Below are 17,398 nucleotides of genomic sequence, written 5' to 3'. Positions count from 1 at the left end.
GCGCCAGGCTTCCAAAGGGCCTAGTTAAGTCCCGACCGCCCGCCGACTACTACCCGGCGGTTCAAACTGAACCTTTGGAGGCCAACATGGCTGAGCAACACCTCATCACCGCCGAGTTCTTCGGCAATCCCGTTTCGATCATCGACCACGACGGCCAGCAATGGCTGACTGCCGAACAGGCCGGGCGCTGCCTGGGCTATAGCGAAGACAAGGCCCGGCAGTGCATCGTCAACGCGTACAACAAGCATGCGGACGAGTTCACGGATGATGACACCTCGCAGCTCAAACTGATGACACCTTCCGGTGTTCAGGACTGCCGCATCTTCTCCGCCACCGGTTGCTCGAAGCTCGGTTTCTTCGCCCGCACGGCGCGCGCCAAGGAATTCCGCACCTGGGCGTCGAAGGTCTTGAGCAAGAAGCTCGCGGCCCCCGTCGCCCCCGCGCCCGTGCCGGCGCCCTCGTCCCGCCTGGACGCCAGCCTCGAACGGATGGCCTCCAGCGTCGAGACGATGGCGCAGCAGGTCGGGACGATGGCCGAAGGCATGCAGACGATGAGCCGGCAGCTCAACGTCACCGCGAAATACATCGGCCTGCTCGAAACCAACCAGCAGGGCAAACGGAAGATCACCGCCGAGGTCGTGCGCGAAGCCAAGACGCTGGCCGCCGAAGGAATGTCGATGGCCGACATCGCGCGCCTGCTGCGCATCTCGCGCACCAGCGCGTCGATGGTCGTGCGCGACAAGTACCCGATTGCGATCCCCGAGCACGAGGAGGAGGCTCGGCCGAGCACCGGCGAACTCCTCGAAGGCTGGATCGAGCGCGAACAGGCGAAGCTGGCCGAGACGCTGACGAAAGGGGGGGCATGATGGCCTGCGTGATTCCCTTCCCGGTCATGCACCAGGGTCGCCAGAAGGCCGACCCCTATGCGTTGTTTACGGAGCGCCTCCTGGCCATCCTCGACAGCGAAGCCGCCGATCCGGCCCCGAGCGCCCCACCGCCGGCGCTGTGCCGCGAGGAGGAGATCCTCAAGCTGTTGCGGCGCATCGACCGGCGGCTGGCCCGACTGGGGGCGGTCTAAAGCCTGCGGGCGGAATGGGCGCCCCAAAAATCCCCAGGAGCCGCGTTAAAACCCGCGTTAAATGGGGTCAACTTTTTTTCTCCGTACCCCAGTAACCCTCGGCCCGTTCAAGGCCTTGTAGCGCGATTCTGAGCCCCGGCCTGGCGCCGGGGTTTTTTTTGTTGTTTGCTGATGAAAGGGGTTGACTATACGCGCAATGAACGTATAATGAGAACCGTCAACAGGTAGTTGGCACCGCGCCTCGGGATCAGGGGCTGGAGCAAGAAATGAGCGCCTATGTCACACAAGGTAAAATCGGTTCCCTCGGAAAATTCGGCGAGCACATGACTGACAACGAAACCGTCGATTTTTTGGCTGAGTGCGAGGCCGGAGGAGCGACTATAGAGCGCGGCACGCACGCCGGACACGAGACGATCAAGGCTACCTTCGGAGAAATGATCGCCTTTATCGCGGTCTGCAAGTCGAACGGCGATTTCTACCGCGCCGGCAAGTCGGCAGGCGTCTTCTAATCGGTGCCGCCATGTTCCTACGTCTTCGTGCAGACATGGCGGGGCTCGACGCCCTGCCTTTCGAGGCCACCAAGCCCGCTCACCTCACCGCCGCAGTCACCGAGTGGCAGCGCACCGGCCACGCCCTGCCGGCGCCGCTGGATATTTGGGACGATGTCGAAAAGTGGATTCGCGTTCCGCACCCACAAAACGGCCTGGCCTTTCTGAGAGTGACCGGAAGGCTCGATCAGGCTGCCTCTATCTGGCCTTGGCTGGAGCGGCAACGGCAATACTCCGCCGAGCTTCGCGCTATGGCTTCCGCCGCGATAGACTCCTGCATGCCGGAAAAACATCGGCCAAAGCTTTTTTGGAGTGCGCCTGATGCCTAACCACCCCAACCGGGGGCCGAAAGGCCCCTCGTCCAATCCCCTCCCCGCAGAAATCCGCGTGAGGCGAGAGGCCGTCGGATTGTCACAAACCGCCGCCGGCGCCCTGGTGCATACCACCTGCCGGGTCTGGCAGCAGTGGGAAGCGGGTGATCGGCGCATGCACCCTGCTTTCTGGGAGCTGTTCTGCATCAAGTCTGCCCCGGCCAGTGATGTCACGGAGACGCTACCCCGCTAGTCCGCATCCGGGCTGCCTATGCGCAGAGCAACCTACAGCCGCCCGGCGAGGTACTCCAGCAGCTTCCGGACGATCTTCGCCTCGTCGGCGTCGGTGAGTTTGAGAAACGGGCGGGCCGGCATCTCGATGGTGTGCGCGCCGCGCTCGTGCCACTGCGCAAAGTTGGATCGGCTCCGGCGCTCAAAACGATTGCCGACCGAGCCATCCCGGCCCTGCCGGTAATACGCCTGCTGACTGCGCGCCGGCATATGGATCGGGCCGCCGAACTGGTGGATGGCGGCATACACCAGGTTGGTGCCGACGCTCGCCGAGTGATCGTCCGCCTGCTGCGTGATGCTCGACAGCAGACTCTGGCCGCCGCCGCGCCGGATCAGGATCTGCTCGCCGTAGCCGTGCTTGCGCTTGTAGGCCAGCGTCGCCGGTTTCAGGGCTTGCCAGCGCGGCCGGCCGGACTGCGCGAAGTTCTCCATCACCGCATCGTGCAGGATGCCCGCCACCACCGGCATGACCGGCCCCGGCTGCACCATGCCGCTGCTCAGGCGCCGGAGCGCTGCAGCGATGTCGGGGCCTTCGATCTGGATGGTGATCATGTTCTGGTTGGGCTATACTGGGGTGAACTGATTGCGGTCATGAAAGCTTCCGACTGACGCGCCCAAAGGAACCGCACAGTGCCCCCTGATCGAGTCGGCGACAGGGGGTTTCTCATTTCTGGTAGAGCAGAAAGCCGTCCCGCTGGCGCTCGATGTACCGGCGCCGGGCTTCAGCGCTTCGCTCAGGCTGAGCAATCATGGTCGTTGATCCTGTCCAGCCATCCTTGCCGTACTCGAACACCGACAGCCCATATTGCGGGCCATCGTCGCCAGCCACCTCGAAGCCACGGACATAACGCCGCTTGAGCAGCCACTGGCCCGGCCTGTCGCGCGACTCCTCCCAGCGCAGCCAGATCTCGTCGGGCGTCTGGACGGTCTCGGCGAGCAAGCGCATGAATGGGCCGCGGCCGTTCTTGTCCGCCTTCCAGTTCCCCGCCCCGTCCTGAAACAGCGCCGCGTCGATCGCCAGTGGCGCGCCAGTCACGTCCGTGAACACCACGCCCTGGTCCACCTCGGCGCCGAACTCGGCCAGGAAGGCCTGCGCGTAGTCCGCTGGCGGCAAGCCGGGCGCCAGCAGGCGATCGGCGGCGACTCGCGTCGGCGCCGGCAGATCGGGCAGGGAAACGCCGGGGCGGAAGGTGCGCGGCAAGTCGTCCAGCGGCGGCGGCGCAAAGGGCTTGAGCGCCGCGGCGCCAGGGTTGTAGTTCCACCCGGCGTCGGGCGCGAAAAACTTGCCTGGCGCGTACTCGAAGCGCGTCACCGTCGCCGTCGGCCCGTCCGGCTGGCGGCTGGTCGGGACTTCGATCTCCGACAGCCGGCCTTCGCTGCTCGACAGATCGATGCCGCGCGCTTGCAGGTCTTCGCGATCGAGGGCGCGCACGCCGCAGCGGCAGCGAAACCCATTCGGCGGGAAACCGCTCTGCCAGAACGGATCATCGTAGCGGAACGTGCGCCCGTTCAGGGCGGCGTGCGCCGGCCGCGTGCGGCTGTCCATCACCGCCACATACTGCCAGTAGGGCCGGTCGGCGACGTTGGCCAGGAAGGCCTTATAGCGCCCGGCCATGTAGGCCGACTGCAGGTTGGTGTCGAAGATCGTCGCCAGGCGTCGCGGCGTCAGCCCCTTGCCGGCCATCTCCCCGGTGATTTCGTCCACCTGCGCGTCGGCGCCCCACCAGCCCTTGCGCTGCAGCAGCGGCGTTACATTCCGGAGATAGTCCTGCCGCGTCGTGCCGTTTTGTAACGCGTCGACGAGGCCGCTCTTGAGATCGGCGAGCACATCGACCTTCATCACCCCGGCGGCGGTGAAGGCCTTGGCGTGCGCTTCCTGCCAGACGTCCGTCCAGGAAAAGCCGATCGCATAGCCCTTGCTTTCCAGGTAGGCGATGGCGTCCTGCGGCGGCAGCCGGCACGCATAGGCGAGGTCAGGCGCTTGCGGCACTCAGGCGCCCCCAGACATCGGCCACGAAAATGGCGCGCGCGAGCAGCGTCTCCAGCGCGCCGCTGTCGAGGCTCGGGAAGGCCGCCAACAGCGCGTCGCCCGCCTGGTCGGGCGTTTCGCCGGCCTGCAGCGCGGCGATCGCCGGCGCCAGCAGGGCCTGCATGGCGGCATGGATGTCCGCGCCCGGCAACTGCGCCAGCGCGGCGTCGAGCACCGCCTGGTCGGCCGCGGCCGAATCCGTCGCCCTCGGCGCGCCCGCCCCGAGGGCGACGACGGCGGACAGCGCCGCCGGCGCCGGCGCCGGCGTCGACTTGCTGCCTGGCGCCGGGGGGGTCGCCGGTTCGCCGGCGGGCGCCGGTACCGGCGCGCCGAGCACCGCCTCATCGCCTTCCGGCAGCGGCACGCGCAGTCGCTCGTGCGCCCAGGCGACGGGGATGCGCATGCCGACGCCGACCAGCTCGGGCAGCGCCTGGGCGTAGGTCGTCAGGTCTTCCGGCTCGCCGGTGTCGAACTGAAAACGCGGGCAGCGGCGCAGGCTGTCGACGCCGCGGTTGAGCGCCAGCAGCGGATAGACGACATCGCTGGTGAGCGTCGCCGCGACCTGGCGGGCGTCGGCGTTGCGGATGTCGCGCCGGACTTCCCGCTGAAAATCCGCCTGCCCCGAGCCGATCCCGGCTGATCGGGCTTCGTCGCCACGCTGCCCAAGGATCACCTTGGACATCGCGCCTTCGGCCCAGTGCACCATCGCCAGGTGCGAATCGGCGTCGCCGCTGGTGCTCACCTTGGCAATCTCCAGGCTCATGTCCTGCGGCAGGATCGCGCGCGCGTCGTGCCCCAGATCGATCACCGCCTGCAGCAGGCTGGCCTGTTCTTCCGGGCTGGCGCCGCTGCGGAACTTGCCGGAGATGATCGGCAGGCCATACGTTTCGAGGAATTCTGCCAGGTCGCTGATCGAGAAATGCTTGCACAGAAACGGCCACACCAGCGCGCGATACAGGCCCATGCGCCCCAGGTAGCCGGTCTTGGCCTTGCCGTGCGTATGCAGCACCCAGCCGAACGGCAGCAGTTCCCGCCCCTCGCGCGTGCCATCGATGAGGCACAGGCGCCGCCGGCTGGCGTCCATCTGAAACCATTCCTGCGGTCGTGGGTGAAAAGTCGGCAACCACTCGCCGCCGTCTCGTCGCCATTCGATTTCGATCGCCGCAAAGCCGTGCCCTGGGCCGTCCATCGCCGCCAGGATCAGGTCTTCGAGCGAGTCGACCAGGTCCTCCACCACCTCCTGCGCCCAGGCCGCGGCCTGTTCCTCGGCGGCGCTGGCGTGCCGCGGCGGATCGATGCGCCAGTCGAGGTCGAGCAGCGCGAGCTTGCGCTTGTTGATTTCCGCCAGCAGATGCCCGTCGCGGTCTTCCATGTCGGCGAACAGCCGGTGTTGATCGGTCAGCCAGCCGTCGTCGGCGCGCCGCAGCACCTGCGCCAGGCGCGCCGGCGAGAGGCCTTCGAGCATCGGCTGCAGCGCCTGGCGCGCGAGCTGCGCCACCGAGGCGGTCTGCGGCGCGGCCAGCACGGTGCGGTCGAGCGGGCGGCCGAATTGATCGAGTAGCGTGGCCATCAGAGCAATCTCCTGGAGCGTCCGCCATTGCGCGGCGCCGATTGAAATCCGGTGCAGGTGAACGCCTCGCCGCTGCCGGCGGCGTGGCAGGCGAGGAAACACGCCCAGGCGCGGTCGGCGTGGCCGTCGCCTTCGCCATCGACGAGAAAGCGCGGCGCGCCGGTCGCCGAGGCGGCTTTCTTGAGGCTGTGCAGGTCGGCCCGGAGCGCGTAGTCGCCTTCCGGAATGCGGATGCGGCGATCTTCGAAGGCCTGTTTGCCGATGCCGGCGAGCAGTTGCTTGTGAGCGGCGGTGAATAGCACCCCTTCAACGCGCGTTGTTCCATGCCGGCGCTGCGCGTCTTCGACGGGCTTTTCTCCCATGCCGGTCTGGTCCATGGCGACGCGGACGACGCGGTAGCGGGCGAAGACGCCGTCGAGCAGGGCGTCCTGCTCGGCGAAGGAAATGCGCCGGCGGACGATCACGTCGCGCGTCCACAGCACGTCGCCGACCACTTCAATCACCCAGATGACAAAGAGGTCGTTACGCGCGGCGATGTCGACGCCGGCGAAGCAGGGGCCACCTTGGTAGTGGGCGGGGTCGCCGGCGCCCGTCGCCTCGGCGGCGTTGATCAGGTCGAAGGACAGCCAGTTGCTGGCTTCGTCGAGCCAGGCGAGTTCGTATTCCTGCGCCCACAGGTCGGGGTCATTCAGGCCGCTGCGCAGCATGTCGATGTCGCGCGGCAGCCCATCGGCCACGGCCTGGTGGATATCGACGCGGTGCCGGCTCCAGAGCTGGTCTTCGCCGGTCATCAGCTCGTAGAACTTGTTGCCCTTGCCTTTCGGCGTCGAGGTGACGCGGATCTTGTAGCCGGCGGAAATGACCGGGAAGAGCGCGCCCCAGATCGCGCGCGAATCCTTGTGAATCGCGAATTCGTCGAGAAAGACGTTGGCGGAGAATCCGCGCGCAGTGTCCGGATTGGCCGGCAAGGCGATGATCTCCGATCCGCCGGGCAGCGTGACATCGAGCGCGCGCACGTCCGGGGAGAAGGCAAATTCGTTGCTCTGGCTGGCGATCTTGAACGCTTCGAGGTGTTTTTTAACGCCCTCGTTCATCGCCTCGCGCGCCTGGCGTTCGCCGCGCGAGAGGATGATCCACTTGGCGCGCCGGCCGGCGGCTTCGGCATGCAGGCAGTCGAGGACGATTTCCAGGGTGGTGGTGAAGCTCTTGCCGGTCTGGCGGGCGAACATGCCGATCTTGAAGCGTGCGGTATCGGCCAGCCAGCGCTGCTGATAGGGGTAGAGCGGGACAGCCGGTGCGCGGGGCTTACGCGTCGATGCCATAGATGCGCTCGCTGATCTCGGCGAGGGCCTCGGACGAAATCTGCGCGCGCTCGCCGCTGCGCGCGGTGTCGGCGGCGCCGGCCGCTCTGGCGCGCGCGCGTAGCTCTTCCACCGCCGCGGCGATGGGGAGCTTGCGGGCCGCGGCGAAGGGTTCGAGCAGGTCCGCGAGCAGGATGCCGCGTGCCGGGGCGACCTCGGCGGTCCAGCTTGCGAGCGCCTTGAGCGTGTCGGACGCCGCGGCATCGGCGCTGACCTCGGGCATGAAGCTCTTGGCCGCCGAGCGCAGCTTGGCGATGGTGTCGCCGAGCGTCGCCATGGCGCGAACGCCCTCGAAAGGGTCGTCCGCGTCGGCGGTCTTTTCGAGCAGGGATTCGCAGCGCATCAGACCGGCGGCGATGATGCGGCCCAGGGCTTGCTCGATGCCGCCGCCGGCGACGATCAGGGAAGCGGCGCGGAACTTGTCCCAATCATCCTGCGTTTCGCGCGCCTCTCGATACCAGTTGCGCGCCGTGCCGGGAGGGATGCCGACCTTTTCCGCGGCCTGTTCGAGCGGCAGGCCGCCGATGTACGCGGCGCGCAGCTCCATGCGCTTTTCGGGGGGGTGGGCCATTAGGGAAGTTGCCGCAGGCCACCAGCGGTCTCGCGGCCCTCCTCGGTCAGTGCAACGGTGTCGTTGATGCGCTGGACCAGGCCGACATCGGCGAGCCAGGCGAGGTCCTGGCGTACGCGATCCAGGGTGACGGCCATGCCGTGCACACTTTCCAGATCGGTGCGCAAGGTCCGCGCCTGGCTCGCGCCGCCGGCGAACAGCAGGGAAACCAGCAGGCTGTTGGCGCGCTTCTTGTCCTCTGGGGTCATTGGCTCTCTCCGGCCCGTCGATTGACCATGTTGTGGATCATCATGCGCAGGCAGTCGCTCTGTAGTTTTGTCTCGCCGACCAGTTGATTCACGGTCGCGGCCAGCTTGTTGATCGAGTCGTATAGCTCGGCCAAATCTTTATGGGTCAGTTGTCCGTCCACGGAAACTTCGAGTTTGCTGATCCGTTCGCCGTGCTCTTCATATTTGTCGGTGAGGTCGGTTTCCAGCGTCGAGACGCGGGCCGTCGTTGCCTTGTTCTGGTCGCCCAGGTACGTGTAGGCGGCGAGCGCAATCAGCATCACGAATTGGGCGAGGGTGATCGCGAACTTGATCGATTCAGTATCCATGGGGGCGCCTCCTGGCGGTGCGGTTCAGTGTTTGTTCGAGTTCTCGTTCACAATCGATGCAGGTCTGCACGCCCGGCACCGCCCGCCGGCGCGCTTCGGGGATGGGTTCGTCACAGACGCCGCAGAGCACCGCGGAGAGCCGGTCCGGCCAACTGGAGCGGCGCGCGTGCTCGGCCAGGGCATCGGCGCGGATCTCGGCTTCCCGTTCGGCGGCGAGGTCGGCGAAGTCGGTCATGCCGTGCGCACCGGGAGATTCGCCGCGCGCACCAGGATGCGCCCGCTCGATAACGTCGCGACGCAGCGCAGCCGGTAGTTCACGCCATCCAGGCCAGCGTGGAACGGCAGCAGCACCGAGCTGCCGCTGAGGGTCGGGGTGCCGTTGAGCACCGCGGCCGGATTACTGTCGGCGCCGGCGAGCACGCTGCAGCTCACACTCACGCTCACGATAGTCTCGCCTTCCTGGATCTCGTTCGCGTACGAAAACTCGGCGACGAGGGCTTCTTCCGGGTCTTTCGCCGGCCAGACCGATCTCAGGGAAGTCATGCCCGATAGCTCCTGGAAAATCCCGGCGCCCGATATCCTCGCGCGCTGCCCGATGCGCGGTATCGGGGGTCGGCGATCCACCCCATTCCCGAGTCACTCATCAGCGAGGCGCTCGCCAGCGCCGACAGGACCGCCGCCGCCGATAATCGGATCTGCGTGGACAGTGTGCCGGTAGCGATCACCTGCGCGACGGCGACGGCGGACAGGCCCCCGCTGACGATCAGGTTGCCGGTGGCGTTGCAGACGGCCACGGCGGCGCCGGAAAGCCGGATAGCCGTCGTCAGACCGCCCGCTCCGGTCACCAGTGCGGTGGCGTTGCCGGCGAGCGGAATTCCGGTGGTCAGCGTACCGGTGGCAGTCGCGGATGCGATCGCTCCGCCAGATAATCCCTGCGGAGACGTGGTGAGCCCAGCACTGGCCAGCGCCTGCATCACGGCGGCGCCGGACAGTCGGATCTGCGTGGTCAGCGCGCCCGTGGCGCCGGCCTGCGCGAGAGCGGCGCCGGAAAGCCGAATGGTGGTGGTCAACACACCGGACGCGACCGATACCGAAGCGGCGCTGCCCGATAACGGGATCTGGGTGGTCAGCGAGCCGCTGCCCGTGGCTTGCACGACCGCGGCGCCGGCCAGTGGGATGCCGGTGGTCAACGATCCAGAGGCGGATGCCTGTCCGGTGGCGGCTCCAGCCAGTGAGATGCCGGTAGTCAGCGTGCCGCTGCCCGTAGCCTGCCCGGTGGCGGATCCCGCCAGTCCGGCGGATGCTTCGGTCGGCTGATCGATCCACAGACGAGCACTCTCGAACAGCGCCCACGGATTGCGCGTGAATTGCTGCTTCTCCTCGACCGTCAGAAACCGGTTCCAGATCGCCACCATCTGCACTTTCGCAGTAGTCGCCGTGATATCCGGATTGTTGAGGAAATACCCGGCAGTGGTGAGAGAGGCCCCCATGGCGCCCGCTTTTCCGAGGCTGCTCCCATTCACATAGGTGTCGAGGTCGGCGCCGTTGGCGTGGCTGCCAATGATCGTATGAAATTTGCCCCATGCGGAACTGACGGAAACTGCTCGGGAACTATTGCTGACCGACGACTGCAGCCCCATCCATCCATTATTCACGACATAGCCGACCTGGATGCTCCTGGCGCCGTCGTACAAACGGATGAACGGCCCGACCGCGGATGTGCCGTCCGGGATCACGATTGCGGCCAGGGTATACGTACCGCTCAGGTCGGGAAGACCGGGCGGCATTCCGCCTAGGTCGATGACCGTGGAAGCGGTGCCGTCCAGGCTCCAGGTTTTCCCGGTGGCGGTCAGTGCATGACGAAGCCCGGCCGACGCCCCGACCCGTCCGCTGGCCCAATCCTCGAGACCGCTGCCGGGACAGATCAGCGACACTAGCCCTCGCGTCAGCGGATGCCGGCGATTGACCCCAACCGGTCCTATCGGCTGGACGATGCGAGGACGGGAGAGAATCAGCGGCATGCTAGGCGGTATTGGCGCTGTCTGCCGTCACCAGCCAGGCGATGCAGTCCACCGTCTGCCCGGACGCGGCGCTGGCGGTATCGACGACCAGCCGGACGCGCACTTGCCCGGACACATCGAACGGGATGGCGAATACCTCGGCCAGATCGGTGACATCGATCCCGTTGGTGTGCCCACGCGTCAGCGCTTCCTCGAGGATCAGCGTATTCGAAGACGTCGACTTGCCACGGCACCACTCGCTGTTCGCCGGGGTGCCCGTCTCGCGCAGATAGACCAGATCGCCCGCAGTAAATCCGGTGGCGCTAGTCAGGGTGAATGAGGTATCGCCGGGGTCGCACGCGGCGTCGTTCAACGTGGTCTTGCTGGCTAGGGTGCCCCCATTGGCCGACTGCCATTCATACAACGGCACCCATTCGTCGTTCCCGCTCGTTTTTGCGGACCCGTCCATCCGGAATTTGACATTATTGGTCAGCACGTTGGCGATGGTCCGGCCCATCTTGACATACGCCGTGGCGGGACCCAGCTTGGTGGAGACGTCCACTGCGCTGCCGACGGTAATCGTCGCCGTGGCGCATTGGGTATGCGCCAGCAGGACGGTCCCGGCGGTTTTGGTCAGGGTGGTGGTGGTCATGGCGTTATCGCAACAGCGACGCTTCGTTCGGCGTGACCTGACCTTCGAAGACCAGGGTACTCGGCGTGGTCGCTGTTCCGGCGCCGCTGGTCAGGATTTTTTCCGCATTCGTGGCATTGCGCTGGATGATCGATTTGACCGCCGGCCAGCCGCCACTCCGCAGCGCGCCACTGGTCCCAGTCGGCAGGTCGGTGAGCGCATCCTGCAGACCGGCGCGGATATTCGACCGGCCGCTCGACAGCGTTTCCCGGCCCTGGATCAGGATCTGCAGATTCAATTGCTTGGCCTGCGCCGCCAAGGCACGGTTGGTGAACGTCGCCGTGCCATCCGGCGTATCCACGGGCGTCAGGTTCCCCCAGGTAATCGCGTCGCCGATCGTCGCCGTCGGCGTGGTCGTGTTCCAGACTTTGTAGTCCGGCGAGGCGACGGCATTGCACCAGGCGGCAATCGCGTAATCGTCGCCCGTCACCCGAGCGGTATCGAGGGTCGGCTCTGCCATCACGGCGGTGCGTAGCGTGGCGATTTGGGTTTCGGTGAGCATGGATTTGGGACTCCTTAGTTGTCGACCTGTATGGTCAGCGCGCCCGCAGAAAAAGAGGGCGCTGCGTCGCCGTTGTTGATGGTCTTGGCGGTCGTCAGGTTGAAGCACAGCCAGGCATTTCCGGCGGAGCTGGCATCCCAGACGCGCACGCTGGTGACGGAACCCCAGTTAGCCGTGGGCGCCGAAAACGTGATCGCGTTATTGTTGCTGGTCGTGCCGCCGGTGCCGCTGCTGGCCGTCGTGCTGCCGGCAGACTGCGTGCCGGCCCAGTTCGCCAGTGAGGAGGTGACTGCGACGCGCGCATACGAGCCGCCGGTCACTTCGGTGCCGCTGCCGGTCTCGCCGCAGGCGACCGTATCCAGACCGATGTACCAGCTTGCCGGGATGCCGCTCGCCTGGCCGCGGAACAGGTAGTCGACCAGCTTGTTCTCGGCATAGTCCGTAAAAGAACCTGCGACCGCGGGCTGGACGAAGCACGTCAGAAGCGCCCACAGGAAAAGAAAGAATCGAAGAAAGAGGGAAGCGGGCATGAGCGCAACTCCGAAGGATGGTTAAGAATTCCAGCATACGCGCGCGCGTAGGTTTATTAAGGTAGGAAGCGCTTCCTGCCGAACCTGCGCCCGCGCGCCGGGATTGAGGACCGCGCCCGTTAAAACAGCGGGATCTGTAACTCGTCCGCGCCGCGGCTCCCGAATCCGCCACCGGGCACGCGCTTCAGGATGTTGCGGATCTGGCGCTCGGTGAGGGCGTGTTCCCTGGCCAGCGTCGGCACCGCCCGGCCGGCCGTGTAGGCGGCGATGATGCGCGCGTCGCGTTCGTCGCGCAGCGCCGCCGCGCAGCGGGGAATCGAGATTCGCTCGCCGCCGTAGTGGGCGATGAACACCTCTGCCGCGTCGCCGCCGAGCAGGCCGATCAGGCGCGCGCGCACCTGCCCGTCCGCGTGCGCGCCGGTCGGCACGCGCAGGATGCAGCCGCCATAGGCCTGCACCAGCGCCAGCGCCGGCGCAAGGCCGATCAGGGCGAGGATCTCGCGCACCGATCGCGGCAGATTGTCCATCAGCGCGGCGCGCGCAGGGTCAACCGACGCCCCGCCGCCGCCGGTCGGCGCTGACGAACGCCGAGACGAGGCGCAGCGGCGCCAGCGTGAAGTGGCAGATCTGAAAGACCAGGCGTTCGATCGCCACATCGTTCGGCGGGCGAATGTTCAGCGGCTGCCGAACGGTCGGCGGCCGCTCCGATAAACGCGCGGCGCGCCGCGCGATTTCGGCGCGCGCGGCGCGCGCGATGGCGGTGTCGTGGAGTTCGGCGGTTTTCAGATCGTCGAGACGGGGGATCGCGCCCATCAGATTTTCCCTCGGCCATCGATGCACTCGGCAAACGGTTTGCTGGGGCGGAACCGGGGGCGCTTGCGGCCGCCGACCGTGCGGATCTCATTGCTCTCCTGGAGATTGAGCCGCATGACGCGGGTCGCGCTGACATGCGTGCTGAAGATCCCGAATCCGGGTACCTTGACTTCGGTCTCCTCCCCCTCGGCCAGGGTTTCCGCGACTACGCAGGCGGTCGTTTTGAGGATCTCGGCAACGATGCTCCGGCTCACGGAGGTGATGTTCGAGACGGTCTGGATGAGTTCTTTCTGTTGCATGGTGGTGGCTCCTTTCAGGGGGTTGGATCGGTAGGGGCGAGGTCGCCTCCCGGCGAGTTCTTTCAGTGAATGTCGGTCAGATCAAAGTCAAACAAAGTCGGTCACTCGCCGATTCCCGGGGCGTCGGCGTCCTCGGGATCGGGCGTCGCCGCGTGCCGGGCATTCCAGCGCGCCCAGGCGATTTCGCTGCTCTGGCCGGCGGTCACCGGGCCGGTCCCAAAACATTGCCGGCAAACGGCGATGGTTTCCTGCTTAGTCATGATTTTTCCTGGTAGGGGGTGATTAAGCGATGGCGTTGGCCAGTTCGACTTCGAACGGGACCACCACAAAATCTTCCGCCTGGCTGATCGTGATGCCGGGGACGTGGGCGACCGCCGCGGGTTCGTTGAGGATCGCTTCGCGGTTGACTTCCTGTTTGTGGCGGATGAACCGATCGAGATGCATCCGCCGCAGCAGGTCGAGCACGGCTTCGGCGCCGGTGACGCGCACCGATGGCGGGCGGGTGCGCCAGAGGACCTGACCGGCGGGCAGGTCGTGCGTCTTGACCTTGCCATGCTGGGTCAGTTCGTCCCGGTTGGCCTCGGCCCAGATCTGCACGCCACGGGTCATCGTGAGGATGCGCTCGCGATAGGGAGCGGCATGATTTTCGTACTCGTCCTTGATCTTGGCCAGGAGGTCGTTCATCTCCGCTTCGATGCGCGCGATTTCGCGCGTGGCGGTGCCGATCTCGGCGACCGAGTGATTGGCTTCGTCGCGGTTTTGCGGCACCGCCTCGTGAGCGGTTCCGGTTTTGATCCGGGTCTTGCGGGGGGAAGGCATGGGGGTCCTTTCAGGATTCACGGTAGTAACGGGATTGGTTCGGTCGCCCGATGCGCTGGATTTTGCCTCTGGCAACCATCATAGACAGGTAGCTGCTGAGCGTTCGCAGATCCACGTCCGGCAGGATTTGGTTCAGCTCGAGGGGCCGCATCGCCCGCTCGGAGCACACAGGAAGGCACTCCAGAATTCGTTTCCACGTGATAGGGCTGGTTTGTCTCAGGCGCTCGGCATGCTGCGCCAGCAGAGCGATCTCGAATCGCCAGGTAATCCGCCCATCCACGGGGGCGGATGCGCCCGTCCGGGCATCGGTGGTGATCATGGGGCGATCTCCCGGCAGGCCCGCTGCCACGCCACGCGCCAGGGATGGTGCAGGACTCGCCACAGGCGGATGGCGCGGCTGCAGCGGCAGAACCACAGCACCGGCGCGCTGCGCAGGGGGAGGCTGAATAGGGCCAGCACCAGGTAGGCGAGCAGGATCAGTTTCATGCGCTCGCCTCCTCTTCCCAGCAGATCAGCACGCCGGTCGACGGATCGCGCGCTTCCATCTGCTCGATCCGTGTAGCGCCAGTGACGTAATGGCCGCGCGAGCACATTTCCTCGCGGAGAATCCGCCGCAACGGCCCGGCGCCGCGCGCGTGGATGCGCGCTCCCTTGAGCGTCGAGCAGGCGAACGCCACCACTTCGATTTGGTGCCGATCGAGCCAGCGCAGGGTGCGTTCGAGCTTGCCGAGCTGCGTCGTGAAATCCATCTGCACACGTGCGCCCTGCAGGGCGCGCCGCTCGGAGAGCGCCGGGGAGGTCCCGCCACCGACCGGGAAACCGAAAACTTGCGCGTTCATGCCGGCACCTCCCGGCCTTTCTGCCGCGCTCGCTGGGTGTTGACCAGCGCCTGAGCGATCTTGTACAGCTCCTCGTAGCTGCACATCTCCAGACGGCGATCGACGCCACCAGAGTGACGTTTTGCGATCCCTTCGGCGTAGGCGGCGTTTGCGCCGAGCGCGCCGCAGACGGCCGCGATCTTGCGCAGCAGCGGCTTCTTGTCGGCGCTGGCCTGGGCGATGACGGTCCGGAAACGCGGATCGTCCGCGTGGCCGCCGGCGACGTCCGCCGCGGCGACGCGCACCGGTTTGCCGCCGAGCACGGCGACGGCGCGGGCGAGCCCGGCGAAATCCAGATCGGCGGCGCTGCGCTTGCCGCTGACGCCCTGCAGGATGTCGCGGTATTCGTCATCCGACCAGGTGCGTTCGTGCTTGATGCAGTGCAGCCGGGCCAGCAATTGGCCGCGCGTGCTGCCCGGCTTGCGGGCTTCGGGGGTGGTCGTGCTCATGTGCGCACCTCCGTGGCGGGAGTCTCGGCCACCTCCTCGGCGTCGAGCGCCGGATAGACGCCATAGCCGCCCAGCGCGTCATGCACCAGGGCCACATCGAGGAGATGCTGCATGGCGTCGCGCACCGCGGCCTTGTCGATGGCGTCGGTGAACTCCAGCAGGAGGATTGAAAGCACTTCGACCAGATCGTGCAGCGCTTCGACGGTGTCCTGGGACGCCACGCCGGAGCGGACAGGGAGGGGTTTCAGCAGAGGGTGGGTCATGGCGTTTCTCCGGATGGAGAAGAAGGGGGTTGGTGTGGACATTTCTGGCAGCAGCGGCGCAAATCGAGCGCGGCAGGGTCCCAGGTCGGCACCGGGCCGCTGTTGGTCTCGGCGCAGAAACTCGCCTGCACGTCGCGGCCCAGATACGGGCAACGGTAGGCGTCGTACACCTCCAGCACGCGGCGCGAGGCCTTGCCCGGCCACGCCGGGTACGCGCCGGATAGGATCAGCGAGAGCGCCGTCCGGCCACAGCCGCGGCCGAGGCGATCCGCCACGCCCTGGATGCCGCGCGGGTCGGCCGCGACCGCCGCGACGAGCACGCTGAACCAGCGCTCGACCATGTACTCGCGAGGGGTCGGGACGCTCATTCGATCACCTCGCCCGCATCCCACTGGTCCGCCGCGGTGCCCGCGTCCTCCCGCCAGACAATTTCGTGAATGTTCGGGTCGTAGACTGCCTTGAGGCGGGTAATCATCGGCGCGCGGGGTTTTTTCCGATGCGCTCGCGCGCAGCTCCAGACGCTGGCGACGCCGCCGCGGCCGGTGCCGTGCCCTGGCTTCAGGAGGGTGAGATACCCGGCACGATAGAGATACCCGCAGTAATTGGCCGCCGTCGCCGGCTTGACCATCGCCAGCTCGGCCAAAAATGCGGGCGTGAAGGAATCGAGTACGGTGATCGCGTCCCACATGGCCTGGGTGCCGCTTCCCTGCGTCACTGGCGAGCCATCGCGGCGTACACGAGGCGCTTCGATGCCGTTATCTTTATCCAGGGCGAAGGAGGTTTTAACGCCTCGACCGGCAGCAGAAGTCGCGCTGCGCAGATAGCCGGCAGCCACCAGGCACTTGCAATATTCGCGAACGACCGGCATCTCGATCTTGGCCTGGCGCGAGAGGTCGTCTGCCGCGAACCACCGGGATTCTTCGCCGCCGCCGAGGGCGCAGGCGGACAGGCTGCGGATCGCCTCCCACACCCGTTGCCGCTGGCTCTTGCCACCCGCCAGCTCCATCACGACAGGCAATCGCGACATCACGACCCCCTCCGCTTCACGTCCGCCTGCTGCAGCGGCCGATCCCCCCAGCGCGCCAGGTCACAGTGGTCCCAGCCCTCGGCGGCGCCGGTCTCGAAGATCTTCCGCAGGTTGTTGGAGACCCGCCGCACGCTGCCCTTGGCGATCGTCACCAGGTGCGCCAGCAGGTCATCGGCCAGCGTCAGGCCGGCGTTCTTGGCGCGCGCCAGGCGGCGTGCGTCTTCCAGGCTGACCGGCTCGGCGTAGAGCGTATCGAGCACGCGCCCGTCGAACTTTTCCCATTTCTTGAGCTTCGCCGGCATCGCTTCTTCGCCGATCAGAATGATGCTCGCCCGGCTCATCTCGTAGATCGAGAACACTGCCATCACCAGGGACTTGTCGATCGCGAAGTCGAACTCGTCGATGATCAAGGGCCGCCTCGACTGGTGCAGTTGCGCCGCCACCCGCTCGGCGAGCTGCTGAATCGTGCCCTTCGGCGGCTTGCCGTCGACCGACAATCCCAGCACCAGGCAGAGCTGCACCAGCAGGCTCTTCTTGCTCACAAAATCGTCGAGCTGCAGGTAGTACGCGCGGTGCCGGGCTTTCGCCCACGCCGCCGCCACCGATTTGCCGTAGCCCGACGGCCCGCTGACGACCATCATGCCGGGGTCGGTCGCGCCGCGGTCGGCGAGCTGATAAATCGCCTGCTCGATCACCGCGATGTTCGTCAGCGGGGCGATGTGCCCACCATCCGGCACGCTGCTGACCCCCGCCACCCCGTGAACCCTGTTTTC

The 17,398-nt window shown here is 66.6% G+C and carries 31 protein-coding genes; 5 read left to right on the top strand and 26 right to left on the bottom strand.

Features of this window, described 5'->3' with window-relative positions:
* The first annotated feature begins 86 nt into the window (after positions 1-86).
* From V5B59_RS23630 to V5B59_RS23610, 5 genes are all read left to right on the top strand, one after another.
* Entirely contained in the window at positions 87-866 is a 780-nt protein-coding gene (locus tag V5B59_RS23630; protein ID WP_332352394.1) for a BRO family protein, read from the top strand.
* Complete coding sequence (locus V5B59_RS23625) at positions 863-1,078, top strand: hypothetical protein (RefSeq protein ID WP_332352393.1); 216 nt, start codon at positions 863-865, stop codon at positions 1,076-1,078. The genes V5B59_RS23630 and V5B59_RS23625 overlap by 4 nt, the downstream gene beginning before the upstream one ends.
* A gap of 266 nt (positions 1,079-1,344) precedes the next feature.
* A complete protein-coding gene (locus V5B59_RS23620; protein WP_332352392.1) occupies positions 1,345-1,587 on the top strand; it encodes a hypothetical protein in 243 nt (80 codons plus the stop codon).
* Positions 1,588-1,598: 11 nt separating this feature from the next.
* Positions 1,599-1,955 (top strand): hypothetical protein, encoded by a 357-nt coding sequence (locus V5B59_RS23615; protein WP_332352391.1) that lies wholly within the window; start codon positions 1,599-1,601, stop codon positions 1,953-1,955.
* The gene (locus V5B59_RS23610) at positions 1,948-2,190 is read left to right on the top strand and encodes a helix-turn-helix domain-containing protein (protein ID WP_332352390.1); all 243 of its coding nucleotides are present in this window, start codon (positions 1,948-1,950) and stop codon (positions 2,188-2,190) included. Before V5B59_RS23615 ends, V5B59_RS23610 begins: the two co-directional genes overlap by 8 nt.
* A gap of 32 nt (positions 2,191-2,222) precedes the next feature.
* Here V5B59_RS23610 and V5B59_RS23605 read toward each other — a convergent pair whose 3' ends face one another.
* From V5B59_RS23605 to V5B59_RS23480, 26 genes are all read right to left on the bottom strand, one after another.
* A complete protein-coding gene (locus tag V5B59_RS23605) occupies positions 2,223-2,780 on the bottom strand; it encodes a phage virion morphogenesis protein (RefSeq protein WP_332352389.1) in 558 nt (185 codons plus the stop codon).
* A gap of 112 nt (positions 2,781-2,892) precedes the next feature.
* On the bottom strand, positions 2,893-4,218 hold the full coding sequence (locus tag V5B59_RS23600; protein WP_332352388.1) for a PBECR2 nuclease fold domain-containing protein: 1,326 nt from the start codon (positions 4,216-4,218) through the stop codon (positions 2,893-2,895).
* A complete protein-coding gene (locus tag V5B59_RS23595) occupies positions 4,202-5,827 on the bottom strand; it encodes a DUF935 domain-containing protein (protein WP_332352387.1) in 1,626 nt (541 codons plus the stop codon). Before V5B59_RS23595 ends, V5B59_RS23600 begins: the two co-directional genes overlap by 17 nt.
* Positions 5,827-7,149 (bottom strand): terminase large subunit domain-containing protein, encoded by a 1,323-nt coding sequence (locus V5B59_RS23590; RefSeq protein WP_332352106.1) that lies wholly within the window; start codon positions 7,147-7,149, stop codon positions 5,827-5,829. Before V5B59_RS23590 ends, V5B59_RS23595 begins: the two co-directional genes overlap by 1 nt.
* Positions 7,133-7,759, bottom strand: coding sequence for a DUF1804 family protein (locus tag V5B59_RS23585; protein ID WP_332352105.1), 627 nt, complete (start codon positions 7,757-7,759; stop codon positions 7,133-7,135). Before V5B59_RS23585 ends, V5B59_RS23590 begins: the two co-directional genes overlap by 17 nt.
* Positions 7,759-8,007, bottom strand: a complete 249-nt coding sequence (locus tag V5B59_RS23580; protein ID WP_332352104.1) for a hypothetical protein — start codon at positions 8,005-8,007, stop codon at positions 7,759-7,761. Before V5B59_RS23580 ends, V5B59_RS23585 begins: the two co-directional genes overlap by 1 nt.
* Positions 8,004-8,354, bottom strand: a complete 351-nt coding sequence (locus tag V5B59_RS23575) for a hypothetical protein (protein ID WP_332352103.1) — start codon at positions 8,352-8,354, stop codon at positions 8,004-8,006. Before V5B59_RS23575 ends, V5B59_RS23580 begins: the two co-directional genes overlap by 4 nt.
* Positions 8,344-8,589: a TraR/DksA family transcriptional regulator gene (locus tag V5B59_RS23570; RefSeq protein ID WP_332352102.1), complete on the bottom strand. Its 246-nt coding sequence runs from the start codon at positions 8,587-8,589 to the stop codon at positions 8,344-8,346. The genes V5B59_RS23575 and V5B59_RS23570 overlap by 11 nt, the downstream gene beginning before the upstream one ends.
* Positions 8,586-8,897: a phage fiber-tail adaptor protein gene (locus V5B59_RS23565; RefSeq protein WP_332352101.1), complete on the bottom strand. Its 312-nt coding sequence runs from the start codon at positions 8,895-8,897 to the stop codon at positions 8,586-8,588. Before V5B59_RS23565 ends, V5B59_RS23570 begins: the two co-directional genes overlap by 4 nt.
* Complete coding sequence (locus V5B59_RS23560; protein ID WP_332352100.1) at positions 8,894-10,375, bottom strand: hypothetical protein; 1,482 nt, start codon at positions 10,373-10,375, stop codon at positions 8,894-8,896. The genes V5B59_RS23565 and V5B59_RS23560 overlap by 4 nt, the downstream gene beginning before the upstream one ends.
* 1 nt (position 10,376) lies before the next feature.
* Positions 10,377-11,006: a hypothetical protein gene (locus V5B59_RS23555; protein WP_332352099.1), complete on the bottom strand. Its 630-nt coding sequence runs from the start codon at positions 11,004-11,006 to the stop codon at positions 10,377-10,379.
* 4 nt (positions 11,007-11,010) lie between these two features.
* Complete coding sequence (locus tag V5B59_RS23550) at positions 11,011-11,547, bottom strand: hypothetical protein (protein ID WP_332352098.1); 537 nt, start codon at positions 11,545-11,547, stop codon at positions 11,011-11,013.
* 14 nt (positions 11,548-11,561) lie between these two features.
* Positions 11,562-12,077 carry a phage tail fiber protein gene (locus tag V5B59_RS23545; protein WP_332352097.1) on the bottom strand — a complete coding sequence of 172 codons (516 nt, stop codon included), beginning with the start codon at positions 12,075-12,077 and terminating at the stop codon, positions 11,562-11,564.
* Positions 12,078-12,196: 119 nt separating this feature from the next.
* Positions 12,197-12,604, bottom strand: coding sequence for a Mor transcription activator family protein (locus V5B59_RS23540; RefSeq protein ID WP_332352096.1), 408 nt, complete (start codon positions 12,602-12,604; stop codon positions 12,197-12,199).
* Between the two features lie 19 nt (positions 12,605-12,623).
* Positions 12,624-12,890 (bottom strand): hypothetical protein, encoded by a 267-nt coding sequence (locus tag V5B59_RS23535; RefSeq protein WP_332352386.1) that lies wholly within the window; start codon positions 12,888-12,890, stop codon positions 12,624-12,626.
* A complete protein-coding gene (locus V5B59_RS23530; RefSeq protein WP_332352385.1) occupies positions 12,890-13,189 on the bottom strand; it encodes an HU family DNA-binding protein in 300 nt (99 codons plus the stop codon). Before V5B59_RS23530 ends, V5B59_RS23535 begins: the two co-directional genes overlap by 1 nt.
* Before the next feature lie 101 nt (positions 13,190-13,290).
* Positions 13,291-13,449, bottom strand: a complete 159-nt coding sequence (locus V5B59_RS23525; protein ID WP_332352093.1) for a hypothetical protein — start codon at positions 13,447-13,449, stop codon at positions 13,291-13,293.
* A 22-nt stretch (positions 13,450-13,471) separates the two neighbouring features.
* The gene (locus tag V5B59_RS23520) at positions 13,472-14,008 is read right to left on the bottom strand and encodes a host-nuclease inhibitor Gam family protein (RefSeq protein ID WP_332352092.1); all 537 of its coding nucleotides are present in this window, start codon (positions 14,006-14,008) and stop codon (positions 13,472-13,474) included.
* Positions 14,009-14,018: 10 nt separating this feature from the next.
* On the bottom strand, positions 14,019-14,327 hold the full coding sequence (locus tag V5B59_RS23515; RefSeq protein WP_332352091.1) for a hypothetical protein: 309 nt from the start codon (positions 14,325-14,327) through the stop codon (positions 14,019-14,021).
* Entirely contained in the window at positions 14,324-14,494 is a 171-nt protein-coding gene (locus tag V5B59_RS23510) for a hypothetical protein (protein WP_332352090.1), read from the bottom strand. Before V5B59_RS23510 ends, V5B59_RS23515 begins: the two co-directional genes overlap by 4 nt.
* Positions 14,491-14,847 carry a hypothetical protein gene (locus V5B59_RS23505; protein WP_332352089.1) on the bottom strand — a complete coding sequence of 119 codons (357 nt, stop codon included), beginning with the start codon at positions 14,845-14,847 and terminating at the stop codon, positions 14,491-14,493. The genes V5B59_RS23510 and V5B59_RS23505 overlap by 4 nt, the downstream gene beginning before the upstream one ends.
* Positions 14,844-15,335: a regulatory protein GemA gene (locus V5B59_RS23500; RefSeq protein ID WP_332352088.1), complete on the bottom strand. Its 492-nt coding sequence runs from the start codon at positions 15,333-15,335 to the stop codon at positions 14,844-14,846. Before V5B59_RS23500 ends, V5B59_RS23505 begins: the two co-directional genes overlap by 4 nt.
* Complete coding sequence (locus tag V5B59_RS23495; protein ID WP_332352087.1) at positions 15,332-15,598, bottom strand: hypothetical protein; 267 nt, start codon at positions 15,596-15,598, stop codon at positions 15,332-15,334. Before V5B59_RS23495 ends, V5B59_RS23500 begins: the two co-directional genes overlap by 4 nt.
* Positions 15,595-15,966 carry a LacI family transcriptional regulator gene (locus tag V5B59_RS23490; protein ID WP_332352086.1) on the bottom strand — a complete coding sequence of 124 codons (372 nt, stop codon included), beginning with the start codon at positions 15,964-15,966 and terminating at the stop codon, positions 15,595-15,597. Before V5B59_RS23490 ends, V5B59_RS23495 begins: the two co-directional genes overlap by 4 nt.
* Positions 15,963-16,625, bottom strand: coding sequence for a hypothetical protein (locus V5B59_RS23485; protein WP_332352085.1), 663 nt, complete (start codon positions 16,623-16,625; stop codon positions 15,963-15,965). Before V5B59_RS23485 ends, V5B59_RS23490 begins: the two co-directional genes overlap by 4 nt.
* Positions 16,625-17,380, bottom strand: a complete 756-nt coding sequence (locus tag V5B59_RS23480) for an ATP-binding protein (RefSeq protein ID WP_332352084.1) — start codon at positions 17,378-17,380, stop codon at positions 16,625-16,627. Before V5B59_RS23480 ends, V5B59_RS23485 begins: the two co-directional genes overlap by 1 nt.
* Between the last annotated feature and the right edge of the window lie 18 nt (positions 17,381-17,398).

Source organism: Candidatus Accumulibacter contiguus (genome assembly GCF_036625285.1).
Taxonomy (GTDB): Bacteria; Pseudomonadota; Gammaproteobacteria; order Burkholderiales; family Rhodocyclaceae; genus Accumulibacter; species Accumulibacter contiguus.
The sequence above is the reverse complement of the archived record's forward strand: the minus strand, read 5'-3'. Positions and strand labels throughout refer to the sequence as shown.

What these genes read in the sequence shown, in the direction of transcription:
- V5B59_RS23630 (WP_332352394.1), top strand. Translation starts at nt 87, where the DNA reads ATGGCTGAGCAACACCTCATCACCGCCGAGTTCTTCGGCAATCCCGTT.
- V5B59_RS23625 (WP_332352393.1), top strand. Translation starts at nt 863, where the DNA reads ATGATGGCCTGCGTGATTCCCTTCCCGGTCATGCACCAGGGTCGCCAG.
- V5B59_RS23620 (WP_332352392.1), top strand. Translation starts at nt 1,345, where the DNA reads ATGAGCGCCTATGTCACACAAGGTAAAATCGGTTCCCTCGGAAAATTC.
- V5B59_RS23615 (WP_332352391.1), top strand. Translation starts at nt 1,599, where the DNA reads ATGTTCCTACGTCTTCGTGCAGACATGGCGGGGCTCGACGCCCTGCCT.
- V5B59_RS23610 (WP_332352390.1), top strand. Translation starts at nt 1,948, where the DNA reads ATGCCTAACCACCCCAACCGGGGGCCGAAAGGCCCCTCGTCCAATCCC.
- V5B59_RS23605 (WP_332352389.1), bottom strand. Translation starts at nt 2,780, where the DNA reads ATGATCACCATCCAGATCGAAGGCCCCGACATCGCTGCAGCGCTCCGG.
- V5B59_RS23595 (WP_332352387.1), bottom strand. Translation starts at nt 5,827, where the DNA reads ATGGCCACGCTACTCGATCAATTCGGCCGCCCGCTCGACCGCACCGTG.
- V5B59_RS23590 (WP_332352106.1), bottom strand. Translation starts at nt 7,149, where the DNA reads ATGGCATCGACGCGTAAGCCCCGCGCACCGGCTGTCCCGCTCTACCCC.
- V5B59_RS23585 (WP_332352105.1), bottom strand. Translation starts at nt 7,759, where the DNA reads ATGGCCCACCCCCCCGAAAAGCGCATGGAGCTGCGCGCCGCGTACATC.
- V5B59_RS23580 (WP_332352104.1), bottom strand. Translation starts at nt 8,007, where the DNA reads ATGACCCCAGAGGACAAGAAGCGCGCCAACAGCCTGCTGGTTTCCCTG.
- V5B59_RS23575 (WP_332352103.1), bottom strand. Translation starts at nt 8,354, where the DNA reads ATGGATACTGAATCGATCAAGTTCGCGATCACCCTCGCCCAATTCGTG.
- V5B59_RS23570 (WP_332352102.1), bottom strand. Translation starts at nt 8,589, where the DNA reads ATGACCGACTTCGCCGACCTCGCCGCCGAACGGGAAGCCGAGATCCGC.
- V5B59_RS23565 (WP_332352101.1), bottom strand. Translation starts at nt 8,897, where the DNA reads ATGACTTCCCTGAGATCGGTCTGGCCGGCGAAAGACCCGGAAGAAGCC.
- V5B59_RS23560 (WP_332352100.1), bottom strand. Translation starts at nt 10,375, where the DNA reads ATGCCGCTGATTCTCTCCCGTCCTCGCATCGTCCAGCCGATAGGACCG.
- V5B59_RS23555 (WP_332352099.1), bottom strand. Translation starts at nt 11,006, where the DNA reads ATGACCACCACCACCCTGACCAAAACCGCCGGGACCGTCCTGCTGGCG.
- V5B59_RS23550 (WP_332352098.1), bottom strand. Translation starts at nt 11,547, where the DNA reads ATGCTCACCGAAACCCAAATCGCCACGCTACGCACCGCCGTGATGGCA.
- V5B59_RS23545 (WP_332352097.1), bottom strand. Translation starts at nt 12,077, where the DNA reads ATGCCCGCTTCCCTCTTTCTTCGATTCTTTCTTTTCCTGTGGGCGCTT.
- V5B59_RS23540 (WP_332352096.1), bottom strand. Translation starts at nt 12,604, where the DNA reads ATGGACAATCTGCCGCGATCGGTGCGCGAGATCCTCGCCCTGATCGGC.
- V5B59_RS23535 (WP_332352386.1), bottom strand. Translation starts at nt 12,890, where the DNA reads ATGGGCGCGATCCCCCGTCTCGACGATCTGAAAACCGCCGAACTCCAC.
- V5B59_RS23530 (WP_332352385.1), bottom strand. Translation starts at nt 13,189, where the DNA reads ATGCAACAGAAAGAACTCATCCAGACCGTCTCGAACATCACCTCCGTG.
- V5B59_RS23525 (WP_332352093.1), bottom strand. Translation starts at nt 13,449, where the DNA reads ATGACTAAGCAGGAAACCATCGCCGTTTGCCGGCAATGTTTTGGGACC.
- V5B59_RS23520 (WP_332352092.1), bottom strand. Translation starts at nt 14,008, where the DNA reads ATGCCTTCCCCCCGCAAGACCCGGATCAAAACCGGAACCGCTCACGAG.
- V5B59_RS23515 (WP_332352091.1), bottom strand. Translation starts at nt 14,327, where the DNA reads ATGATCACCACCGATGCCCGGACGGGCGCATCCGCCCCCGTGGATGGG.
- V5B59_RS23510 (WP_332352090.1), bottom strand. Translation starts at nt 14,494, where the DNA reads ATGAAACTGATCCTGCTCGCCTACCTGGTGCTGGCCCTATTCAGCCTC.
- V5B59_RS23505 (WP_332352089.1), bottom strand. Translation starts at nt 14,847, where the DNA reads ATGAACGCGCAAGTTTTCGGTTTCCCGGTCGGTGGCGGGACCTCCCCG.
- V5B59_RS23500 (WP_332352088.1), bottom strand. Translation starts at nt 15,335, where the DNA reads ATGAGCACGACCACCCCCGAAGCCCGCAAGCCGGGCAGCACGCGCGGC.
- V5B59_RS23495 (WP_332352087.1), bottom strand. Translation starts at nt 15,598, where the DNA reads ATGACCCACCCTCTGCTGAAACCCCTCCCTGTCCGCTCCGGCGTGGCG.
- V5B59_RS23490 (WP_332352086.1), bottom strand. Translation starts at nt 15,966, where the DNA reads ATGAGCGTCCCGACCCCTCGCGAGTACATGGTCGAGCGCTGGTTCAGC.
- V5B59_RS23485 (WP_332352085.1), bottom strand. Translation starts at nt 16,625, where the DNA reads ATGTCGCGATTGCCTGTCGTGATGGAGCTGGCGGGTGGCAAGAGCCAG.